The sequence below is a fragment of the Archangium sp. genome, from assembly GCF_036388035.1.
In the GTDB taxonomy this organism is placed as follows: Bacteria; Myxococcota; Myxococcia; order Myxococcales; family Myxococcaceae; genus Archangium.
On the sequence record NZ_DASVSO010001020.1, the window covers coordinates 1 to 10,428 of the forward strand.

General features: G+C 67.3%; 9 protein-coding genes. 6 read left to right on the top strand and 3 right to left on the bottom strand.

Annotation, left to right across the window (positions count from 1 at the left end; translation table 11 throughout):
• Positions 1–1,207: Na+/H+ antiporter NhaA (nhaA, locus tag VF697_RS42000; protein WP_331104186.1), on the bottom strand; the 1,207-nt coding region annotated here is incomplete at its 3' end.
• 312 nt (positions 1,208–1,519) lie between these two features.
• Here nhaA and mutS point away from each other — a divergent pair.
• Positions 1,520–4,141, top strand: a complete 2,622-nt coding sequence (mutS, locus tag VF697_RS42005) for a DNA mismatch repair protein MutS (RefSeq protein WP_331104202.1) — start codon at positions 1,520–1,522, stop codon at positions 4,139–4,141.
• A 50-nt stretch (positions 4,142–4,191) separates the two neighbouring features.
• Here the strand turns inward: mutS and VF697_RS42010 are convergent, their stop codons facing one another.
• Together VF697_RS42010 and VF697_RS42015 are read right to left on the bottom strand one after the other, a co-directional pair.
• Positions 4,192–5,412, bottom strand: coding sequence for a site-specific integrase (locus tag VF697_RS42010; RefSeq protein ID WP_331104188.1), 1,221 nt, complete (start codon positions 5,410–5,412; stop codon positions 4,192–4,194).
• The gene (locus tag VF697_RS42015) at positions 5,409–5,633 is read right to left on the bottom strand and encodes a helix-turn-helix domain-containing protein (protein WP_071905296.1); all 225 of its coding nucleotides are present in this window, start codon (positions 5,631–5,633) and stop codon (positions 5,409–5,411) included. The genes VF697_RS42010 and VF697_RS42015 overlap by 4 nt, the downstream gene beginning before the upstream one ends.
• Positions 5,634–6,436: 803 nt before the next feature.
• Here VF697_RS42015 and VF697_RS42020 point away from each other — a divergent pair.
• From VF697_RS42020 to VF697_RS42040, 5 genes are all read left to right on the top strand, one after another.
• Positions 6,437–7,036: a hypothetical protein gene (locus VF697_RS42020; RefSeq protein ID WP_331104192.1), complete on the top strand. Its 600-nt coding sequence runs from the start codon at positions 6,437–6,439 to the stop codon at positions 7,034–7,036.
• 22 nt (positions 7,037–7,058) lie between these two features.
• Positions 7,059–8,195: a protein kinase domain-containing protein gene (locus VF697_RS42025; RefSeq protein ID WP_331104194.1), complete on the top strand. Its 1,137-nt coding sequence runs from the start codon at positions 7,059–7,061 to the stop codon at positions 8,193–8,195.
• A gap of 3 nt (positions 8,196–8,198) precedes the next feature.
• Positions 8,199–8,654, top strand: coding sequence for a helix-turn-helix transcriptional regulator (locus VF697_RS42030; RefSeq protein WP_331104196.1), 456 nt, complete (start codon positions 8,199–8,201; stop codon positions 8,652–8,654).
• A 12-nt stretch (positions 8,655–8,666) separates the two neighbouring features.
• Positions 8,667–9,029, top strand: coding sequence for a helix-turn-helix transcriptional regulator (locus VF697_RS42035; protein ID WP_331104198.1), 363 nt, complete (start codon positions 8,667–8,669; stop codon positions 9,027–9,029).
• Between the two features lie 155 nt (positions 9,030–9,184).
• Positions 9,185–10,428 (top strand): serine/threonine-protein kinase (locus tag VF697_RS42040; protein WP_331104200.1); only part of this gene is annotated, 1,244 nt, incomplete at its 3' end.

Here is a 10,428-nt window from a genome sequence, read left to right on the forward strand (position 1 = left end):
AGGCCAGCCCCGCCACGAACAGCGCCACCGTGAAGCCGATGCCCGCCACCACCGCCACCCCGTGGAGCTGCGGGAGATTCGCCCGTCCCGGCATCTCCGACACCTTCAGCTTCACCGCCCCCCAGGTGAAGAGGAAGATGCCCACCTGCTTGCCCACGAAGAGGCCGAGCATCACCCCCAGCGGCAGTGGCTTGAGCAGATCCGACAGGTGCATCCCCTTCACGGAGATGCCCGAGTTGGCCAGCGCGAACAGCGGGACGATGCCGTACGCCACCCACCCGTGCCACAGGTGCTCGAAGCGGGTGAGCGGGGGCTCGATGTCCTCCAGTTGCTCCTCGATCTGGAGGAGCTGGCCGGTGCGCACGGCCTCGTCCTCGGGCTCTCGCAGGAGCTGGCCGATGTAGCCGTGCAGATCCTCCAGCACCTCGCGGCCGCGGCGCACGGGCCGGGCGGGGATCATCATCCCCACCACCACGCCTGCGATGGTGGCGTGCACGCCTCCGTGGTGCATGGCGTACCAGAGCGCCCCGCCCAGCACCGCGTACACCAGGCCGTTGCGCACGTAATAGTGGTTGCACACCCACAGCGCCCCGGCGAGGGCCAGGGCCCCCAGCAGCCACTCCACGTGCAGGCCCGTGCCGTAGAACAGGGCGATGACCAGGATGCCGCCGATGTCGTCGAAGATGGCCAGCGCGGTGAGGAACACCACCAACCCGTGGCTCACCCGCCCCTTGAGCAGGGTGAGGCACCCGATGGCGAAGGCGATGTCCGTGGCCATGGGGATGGCCCACCCCTTGAGCGCCGGCGTGCCCGCGTTGAGCGCCACGTAGAAGGCCGCTGGCACCACCATGCCGCCCGCCGCCGCGATGAGCGGCAGCAGCGCCTTGGACGGGGTGCGCAGCTCCCCGGCCGCCAGCTCGCGCTTGATCTCCATCCCCACCAGGAAGAAGAAGAGTGTCATCAACCCGTCGTTGATGAATTCACGGAAGGTGAAATGAGCGAGGGTGCCTCCCAACCCGAGCGCCAGGGGCGCGTCGAACAGGGCGACGTAGCGGTCCGCCCAGGGGGAGTTGGCCCAGACCATGGCCGCCACGGCGCAGAGCGCCAGGAGGATGCCGCTGCTCGCCTCCAGGTGGAAGAAGGCCTGGAGGGGGGCGACGGCGACCTTGAAGAACCGGGGGACGGGGCGGGGGGAACGGGTCTCCATGGCGGGGCGCAGGTTGCACCTCAAAGCACCCTCCCGACCACCGTTTTCGGACGGGAACGCCCCGAATTTTCCAGCCCGGCACGCTCGGACGTCGGAGGGGCGTGCTAGCTATGGCCGAAGTAGGTGCGGGGGAGTTGACGGCGGAGGTCATGTGTTCTGTTGATCCATGACCGGACGCGTGAGAGAAGGGCGGGGATGGGTGTGACGCAAGCGAAGGCAGGCAAGGGACACGGGGACGAGGCCGAGGCTGAGGCGCCGCTGGAGGCGTTGGGCGACCCGGCCGGAGCGCGTGAGATCGGCGCGCTCACCCCGATGATGCGGCAGTACCTCGAGACGAAGGCGCTCAACCCGGACGCCATCCTCTTCTTCCGGCTTGGGGACTTCTACGAGATGTTCTTCGAGGACGCGGTGCGCGCCTCGGAGATCCTGCAGATCACGCTCACCGCGCGGGCGAAGAACGCGGAGAAGATTCCGATGGCGGGGGTGCCGTACCACTCGGCGCGCCGCTACATCGCCAGGCTCGTGGAGCACGGGCTGAAGGTGGCCATCTGCGAGCAGGTGGAGGAGGCGGGCAGCGGGCCGGGCATCGTCAAGCGGGAGGTGACGCGCGTCATCACCCCGGGCATGGTGCTGGACGAGGAGGCGCTCGAGCCGAGGGCGAGCAACTTCCTGGCCGCGGTGTACCCGGCGGCCCAGGGCTTCGGGGCGGCGCTGCTGGAGGCCTCCACGGGCGAGTTCTTCACCCTGGAGGCGGGGACGAGCCAGGAGCTGGTGGAGGCGCTGGCCCGGGTAGAGCCTCGGGAGCTGCTGGTGCCCGAGGGGGAGCGGGAGTCCCCGGACACGAGCTTCCTGGTGTCCCGGATGGCGAAGCCGCCAGCGGTGACGGAGCTGGAGAAGGCCGCCTTCGAGCCGTCGCGGGCCACGGTCTACCTGCGAGGTCATTTCGCGGTGCAGTCGCTGGAGGCCTTCGGGCTGCAGGACGCGCCCCTGGCCACCGGGGCCGCCGCCGCGGCGCTGCGCTACCTCAAGGACACCCAGAAGACGCAGGCGGCCCATGTGGACAGGCTCAGCCGCCAGGAGCGGGGCAACCACCTGCTCATGGACGAGTCCTCCCGCTCCAACCTGGAGGTGCTGCGCACCCTGCGGGACGGAGGGCGGCGGGGCTCGCTGCTGGGCGTGCTGGACAGGACGGCCACCGGCTTGGGCGCGCGCAAGCTGGCCCGGTGGCTGGCCGCGCCGCTGTGCTCGCTGCCGGAGATCAACGCCCGCCTGGACGCGGTGGAGGAGCTGTCCCAGCGCAGCGTGTGGCGCGAGGAGTTCACCACCATCCTCAAGGAGGTGGGGGACATCGAGCGGCTGTGCGGGCGGCTGTCGCTCGGCGCGGGCAACGCGCGAGACTTGCGCGCGCTCGGGCTGTCGCTGGCGCAGCTGCCCCGGTTGGGAGCGGCGCTCGCGCGCTGCGAGTCCCCGCTGCTCAAGGCCCTGGCGGGGCCGCTCGGCTCGCTGCCGGAGTTGGCGGACGTGCTGCTGCGGGCGGTGGTGGACGAGCCGCCCACCACCCTCAAGGAGGGCGGCTTCATCCGCGCGGGCTTCCACGCCGAGCTGGACAAGCTCGTGGCCCTGTCCACCGACGGCAAGGACTTCCTGCTGAAGATTGAGACGCGGGAGCGGGAGCGCACGGGCATCAGCTCGCTGAAGGTCCGCTACAACCGGGTGTTCGGGTACTACCTGGAGGTGACGAAGGCCAACCTGCACCTGGTACCCTCGGACTACATCCGCAAGCAGACGATGGTGGGCGCCGAGCGCTTCATCACCCCGGAGCTCAAGGAGTACGAGGAGAAGGTGCTGACGGCGGAGGAGAGCCGGAGCGCGCTGGAGCTGGAGCTCTTCGAGCAGCTCCGGGCGCAGGTGATGAAGGAGGCGCCCCGGCTGCGCTCGGCGGCGGAGGCGGTGGCCACCAGTGACGCGCTGCTGTCCTTCGCGCGCTGCGCGGCCGAGTACGGCTACGTGCGGCCCGTGGTGGACGAGTCCGAGGTGCTGTCCATCACCGGCGGGCGCCACCCGGTGGTGGAGCGCGTGCTGGGGGCAGGCGAGGCCTTCGTCCCCAACGACGTGAAGATGGACTCGGGGGACGGGCAGATCCTCATCATCACGGGCCCCAACATGGCGGGGAAGAGCACCGTCATGCGGCAGGTGGCGCTCACGGTGCTGATGGCGCAGGCGGGCTGCTTCGTGCCGGCGGCCGGGGCGCGCATCGGCCTGTGCGACCGGATCTTCACGCGCGTGGGAGCGGCGGACAACCTGGCGCGCGGGCAGTCCACCTTCATGGTGGAGATGACGGAGACGAGCCACATCCTCCACCACGCCACGCGGCGCAGCCTGGTGGTGCTGGATGAGATTGGCCGAGGCACCTCCACCTACGACGGGCTCTCCATCGCCTGGGCGGTGGCCGAGCACCTGCATGACAAGGTGGGGGCGCGCACGCTCTTCGCGACGCACTACCACGAGCTGGTGGACCTGGCCCGGGAGAAGACCCGGGTGAAGAACATGTGCATCGCGGTGCGGGAGCAGGGCGGCAAGGTGCTCTTCCTGCGCAAGCTGGTGCCGGGTGGGGCCAACCGCTCCTACGGGATCGAGGTGGCGAAGCTCGCGGGCCTGCCGCCGGAGGTGGTGACGCGGGCGAGGGACATCCTCCAGAACCTGGAGTCGGGCGAGTTCGACGACAGCGGGCGGCCGAGGCTGGCGCGCAAGGGCGGGCGGGGTACGCCGTCACCGGGGCAGCTCGGCCTGTTCGGCGGGGTGGCCGAGCCCGGGCCGAAGCTGGAGCCCAGCCACCAGAAGGTGCTGGAGGCGCTCCGGGCCTTGAAGGTGGACGAGACGACGCCGCTGGACGCGCTCAACCTCCTGGCGCGGCTGCAGCGCGAGCTGAAGTAGGGGAGGGAGGCGGGTTCGATTCCCGCCGCCTCCACTTTTTTACGCCGTGCTTACGGGTGGTTGGCAGCTCCCTCCATCCGTGTTGCACGTATGTCGCACGCGGGCGCAGAGGGCCGGTCGAGAACCCCGACCGCCTCTCTGCGCGTGTCCGGGCTCAGGTGGGCATAGCGCTCCGTCATGTCGATGGTCGCGTGCCCCATCAGCTCCTTGATGACCGTCAGCGGTATCCCCCTCATGGCGAGGTGGCTGCCGTAGGTGTGCCGCAGGTCGTGCCAGCCGATGCGGCCCTGCTCGCGCGTGATGCTCGCCCGCTGGAGGGCCCGGCGCAGCGGCAGCTTGAGCAGCCCGTCGGTCAGCGGCCGACCGTCCTCCTGGCAGAACACGTAAGGGCCGCGCAGGTGCCGGTGTCCCTTGAGTGCGTCCACTGCCGAGCCGGGCAGCTCCACCGTCCGCTCGCGTCCACCCTTGGGCAAGCCCGAGGCACCGCGCCAGATGGTACGGCGGACGTGCAGCTTGCCACGCTGCAAGTCCACGTCGCCCCACTGGAGCCCGATCAGCTCCCCTTGCCGCAGCCCCGCCTTGAGCGCCACCAGCAGCAGCGCTCGCCATTCCGGCTCGGCGGCGTTGCTCAGGCGCTCGGCCTCCTCGAAGGTGAGGAAATCAAAGGGCGGCTTCGGCAGCTTCGCGAAGAGCCTCACGCGCGGAGCCTGCTCGATGACCCGCTGTTCTTCCGCGACCGCCAGCAGCTTGCTCAACACCGTCAACACGTTGTTGATGGTTTTGAGGCTCAGCGGCTTCGGTTCCTCGCCGCTGCGCTTGCGGAGGGCTGCCCGCGTGGGGGCTTCCTTCCGGGCGCGCGCTGCCGACTTCTTCTTGCGCATGACAGCCTTGAAATCCTCCATCTCAGCCGGGCCAATGGCAGACAGCGCCATTTCACCGAAAAATGGCAGGATGTGAGCCTCCAGGATTTGGCTCTTGCTGACGACGCTAGAATGCTTGTTGTTGTTCTCGCTGTAGGTGAGAAAGCGCGGGGCGAACTTCGCCAACGTCATGGGGCGCTCCCCGGTGTTGTTCTCCTTTCCGAAGGTTCCATTGAGGAGGGAGGCGCGCAATTCGCGCTCGTACTGCTCGGCCCCCCGGCGCGTCTGCACAGGCGAGAACTTCACGACTCGCTGTCGCCGCCCGTCCGGGTGGTGGAACACGAAGTCCACTTGCCAAGCCTCCTCGGCCTTTCCTGCCTTGTTCTGCCACTTCCGCAATCTGACGCTCATTTCCGACTCCCGAGCGCAGAATCACGGCCCTTACCGGCTGTCCACTCTAGCAGGGCAGCGCGGCGGATGCGGAGGGTTTTTCCGATGCGAGCGACGCCGGGAACCTGCTCAAGCCGGATGGCTTCGTAGAGGGTCTTCCTGTTCACGCGCAGTATTTCGGCAGCTTCCTCCACCGTGAGAAACGCGGGCGCGGCGTCCGCAGCAACGGGGGGCGTGCTCATGGCTGGCGCCCCTCATGCACTGGCGTTGCTCTCCGGGTTGGAGAAGGGGCCGCACTCCGGAGAATGCCGCGCCGCTGGTGCATGGACGCGCGAGCTTCCCGCAGGTCCCCAGCGCTGGCCCGTTGGCAAGTGGCCACAGGCGCGGCCTGGAGTGACCACAGGCGCGGCCTGGAGTGACTACCGGCGTTCTTCCCGGCGTCCTCACCTGTCAGCCAACAACGGCACACGAATGCGCCATACACGGAGGGTTTCCCCTCCAGGGATTCGATCTTGTTCATCACCTACCCGCCCTGAACGACACACCCAACAGCCCAAGAACTACCCAGGCCAGCAGTGACACAGTGCAAAGCCGCGTGTCCAGGCCACGAACAAAGCGTGCGGGGTGATCGGCAAGAGTGCAGCCGGGCAACCAAGCAGAGCCACCACCGCGCCACCGCCTGGGCCACCACCGCGCCACCGCCTGGGCCACCACCTCGGCCACCACCGCGCCCCGATACCGCCCGATGCCCCAGGACAGACCCGGTAATGACGGGCCATGCCGAACCGTCGTGCGTGAGTGGTCAACAGGTCCGCGCATTGCCAAGTCCTGCAAGGGCACATGCCGCGCACGAGCGGCCTAGTTAACCCACACATGTAGGGAACATTTCTGTACTGATTTCCCCGACTCGGGCCTAATCACGCAATCCGTGCATTATATGTTTCGTATATGTTCGGGACTCCCGGGCTTCCCCTGCTCATATGACTGTGTTACCTATCCGGGCGTTTCGCCGTCTTACCAACCAACGCGCTGGAGGTGGTGCCCCGTGCTGAGCGAACCGCGCTCTCGTATGAGGTTGATTTCCGTTGCCTGCTTTTCGGTTCATGCCCCGCTGAGCTTGCTTGCGCTGCTGGCGGTGCTCGCCTCCGGCGCGACTGCGTGCGCGAGCCGCCCGCCCCCGGAGGCCCTTGCCGCTACCCGCGACACGCTGTCGGGCCTGGACGAGTTCGGCGCGTTGCTGCTGGGGGCCGGGCTGCCTGTTGAAGCCATCCCCCAGGGGCGGAGCGTGTCGCCTGTGCAGGCCGAGCGGCTGCGTCGGCACCTCGCGATCCTGCCTTACCTGCCGCAGCACTACGCGCCCCGTTTCGTTGCCGACGAGCTGCTGCGTTACGTCGAGCAGCACGGACAAGGGCTGTCCCGCTGGGACCTGAGTCGGATGGTGCAGGAGTACCGGAGCCTTTTTCTTCTCCGTCAGGATGGCTTCCTCGCGGCAGCGCTTACCGGCGAGCCTGCGCGGTGGATTGGTCGGGTCGAGGTTCGCGACCACGGGGCAGGCGCGGCTGAGTTTGAAATGGACGTGTTCTACACACGCGCGGACGGCGAGAGCTGGCGACGTGCGGACAGCCCCAACCTCGACAGGCTGTAGGGCTTCGTAAGGAGAGCACAACATGGCGGACAGTTCCGGCCCGCGTCTTATCTTCGAATTCGAGGGCTTCAAATACGAGGTCTACGACACCCAGGTTCTAAACCGGGACTACGACACGCTTCTTCTTGCTTGGAGGAAGCCCATCAGCGAAAGCGGGGGCCGGCGCTCAAGGGTCGTTCTCAAGCCAGTGCAGGTGTCCTCAGACCATGAGAGGAGCGAGCGGGGTTGGGAAGAGGTGCAGCTCGCGTCGCACTTGGAGCACCCGGGCATCGCCAAGGTTTACGGCTTCGCTTCCCATGGCGACACCGCCTACGTGGTCATGGAGCACTTGCGCGGTTGCTACCTCCTCACCGCGATGGATTTCGCGCTGCTGGTGGAGCGTCGTCTGTCGCCCGCCTTTGCGGCATACGTCGCGGCGGAAGTAGCGGGTGCGCTTGGTTACGCTCACCAGCGCATCAGCAGTGAAGGCCACCCGATGCACATCGTCCATCGCGCCGTGGGTCCCATGCGGATCCGTCTCGGGTTTGATGGGCGCGTCAAGCTCGCGAACTTCGGTGCTGCGTACTCGGAGCTGCGCGACCGCTTGAAGACGCCGCCCGGCCTGCTGCGCGGCGACCCGGCCTACTGTGCGCCCGAGGTTCTGCGAGCTGTGATGGAGTCCACCGGGAGCCGAGCCGACCCGCTTATCGGCGGAGCGATTGACGGCAGAGCGGACGTGTTCTCGCTCGGGCTCGTTCTGCTGGAAATGCTGCTGGCCGAATACCCGCTCGATCCGACTGATACACCTGTGGAGGGTGCCCCGGTCGGGTTCTCATTCCCTGTGCGTGCCGAGCGGACTACACAGCTAAGCCTGGACGTGTTGGCTTACCGGCTGCTGCGCTTTCACCCTTCGGAAGCGGAACGTCGGCTTGAGTTCGCGCCCGGTCCTTTGCGGTCCATTGTCCGGCGTGCGCTCCAACCGGATCCGCGCGAGCGTTTTTCTGCCGCCGAGATGCGCGAAGAGCTGCTCGTCTACCTGGGGACCGTAGAGCCGCCGGTCCTCGCCGAAGAGGTCGCGGCAGAGCTGAAGGCCATTTTCGAGGCTGCCGCGAGGGTCAAGCGACTGACGGGAAACCCCATCGAGCGGACGGCGCTAACGCCCGACGAGGACGAGGGTTAGGTCATGAAAGGGAAGCCAGGTAAGAAGGAGGGCGCCACCAGGGGGAGAAACCGAACCGAACTCAGTATTCAAATCGGCACGGCTGCGCGGGCGGCCCGGTTGAAATTGAAACTGACTCAGGAGGACATAGCCGAGCGGGTCGGGTTGACCCCGGAAGTGTATGGGAGGCTGGAGCGAGGCGCCATGCTTCCGAGCACGCCAACGCTAACGAAGATCTGCGTTGCACTTGGGCTCTCTGCTGACTTGATTGTGGGGCTCGTCGAAAGGGAAGCCACTCAAATCCAACCGGCACCCGACGAAGAACTGACGCCGGAGATCAGGCGGTTGCTGCGGCTGGTGCGGACGATGGATGACGAGCAGCTCGCCATTTTCAAGGGAACGGCGACCGGTTTGGCCAAGCTCAACAAGAGGAGGCAGCAGCAAGGCAAGCGTGGTAAGGAACACGGCGCCATCATCTGAGAGGCATACCGCATGGAAGATGACCTTCTACAAAAGAGACTCGGCGAGGCAGCCCGAACCGCACGCGAGGCGCTCGGGCTCACTCAGGCACAAGTAGCCGATGCGGCAAGGATGAGCCCGGCCGTGTATGGGCGCATCGAGCGCGGCGGGATGATGCCGAGCGTTCCGGCGCTGCGAAGGCTCGCGGTCGCCTTGGGTGTTTCCCCGGCTGTGCTCCTGGATATGAGCGCGCGAGAGATGCCTACCACAGACAAGGATCTGTCACCCGAGATCCGAAAAGCTGTCGGGCTCCTGCGGACGTGGCCGGAGTCCAAGGTCGCGGTCGGGTGTGCACTGCTGCGCGTGCTCGACGCTGCGCCGATGCGCGAGGAATAGGCCCGTCTCGAAGAAGGGACGGGGGCGGTGGGTGGGGCGGCCGACTTGGAGCGATCGCCAGCCTTGGAGGGGTCCACCTGCCGCCCCGGTCCCGCTGTCTGAGCCGTATTCCTGCGGTTATGCTACGCTCCCCCATCTTGGAGGTGAGGTAGAGCGTGGGACTGGTACTCAGACACCCGGGAATCGAAGAGATGATCGGGGACTACAAGGTCGTGGGGCTTTTAGGCGCGGGGGGCCTTGGGATCGTCTACAAGGTCGAGCGTGGGGGCCGCTTCTTCGCGTTGAAGCTCCTCTTGGTCTCCACGCTGGACGGCAGGGGCAAGCGGGAGATCGGCATTCTCATTCACCTGGAGAATCCCGGTGTCGTCCGTTACGTGGGGTCGGACTTCTGGCCCGACCCGGCTATCGGCCATCCCTATATCGTGATGGAATTCGTTCCGGGCGACACTCTCTTTGCGTTTGCCTACAGCCAGAATCCATCGGTGCGGAAGGCGACGCGCATCGTTCTGGAGGTGGCGGTGACGCTCGGGGAGGTACACGCGGCAGGCGTGTTTCACCGTGACGTGAAGCCGGAGAACATCCTCATTCGGGAAGGGAGCGAGCGGCCCGTTCTGATTGATTTTGGGATTGGGGCTCTTGCCAGCGCGCCGACTGTCACCGGCTCGCAGCTCCCACCGGGGACAGAGGAGTTCCGGTCCCCTGAGCAGATCCGGTTCCAGCGCGCCAACCCAGACGGCACGGGTCAATACGAGTACGGGCCCGCCGACGAGATGTGGGCGTTGGGCGTGGTCTATTACTGGATGCTGACGGATGAGCTACCCTTTGGCGAGCGCACGGATCCAGGTGGGCTGGATGGACTGCGCGAGCGCATCTTGACACACAGGCCGGATGCGCCTCACGTCGTCAATCCGCGCGTGCCGCTGGCAGCCTCGCTGCTGTGCATGAGGATGCTTGCTGAGCGACCGGAGGCGCGTTTCCCGGTGGTTGCGACGCTGTGCGCGGCTTTGAATGAAGCCCTGTCCGACGCCGATAACGATCCTGCCTGGGAAGAGCCGCTCGGGGACCCCGACGATCCGCAGCTCACAACCACGGCCGAGGACCCGGAACGGCAAGAGGCGAGCGAGCAGCGGCGCGCGTTTCTAAGGCTGAGGAAGCAACGCCCCCGGCGCGGGCGTCCCCTGCCGAAAAGGGACCGGGTGTTCTTCCTGCCCGAGGAGATGGCAGCCCCACGGGTCCCGCCAGCAGCCGCACACCCGGACGAACTCCCCAAGGTGGACGCTCCGGGCGTGGCCGCGCCCGCTGGGGGGCACGAGCCGCCCGTTCCGAGCGCCCCGGTGCCGCCAGTTCGCGAACTCGAGCCCGCCGCCGCCACTCCCCACTCCAGTCGCGCCGCGTGGCG

Coding starts and splice junctions, on each gene's coding strand:
- mutS (WP_331104202.1), top strand. CDS start 1,520: ATGATGCGGCAGTACCTCGAGACGAAGGCGCTCAACCCGGACGCCATC.
- VF697_RS42010 (WP_331104188.1), bottom strand. CDS start 5,412: ATGAGCGTCAGATTGCGGAAGTGGCAGAACAAGGCAGGAAAGGCCGAG.
- VF697_RS42015 (WP_071905296.1), bottom strand. CDS start 5,633: ATGAGCACGCCCCCCGTTGCTGCGGACGCCGCGCCCGCGTTTCTCACG.
- VF697_RS42025 (WP_331104194.1), top strand. CDS start 7,059: ATGGCGGACAGTTCCGGCCCGCGTCTTATCTTCGAATTCGAGGGCTTC.
- VF697_RS42030 (WP_331104196.1), top strand. CDS start 8,199: ATGAAAGGGAAGCCAGGTAAGAAGGAGGGCGCCACCAGGGGGAGAAAC.
- VF697_RS42035 (WP_331104198.1), top strand. CDS start 8,667: ATGGAAGATGACCTTCTACAAAAGAGACTCGGCGAGGCAGCCCGAACC.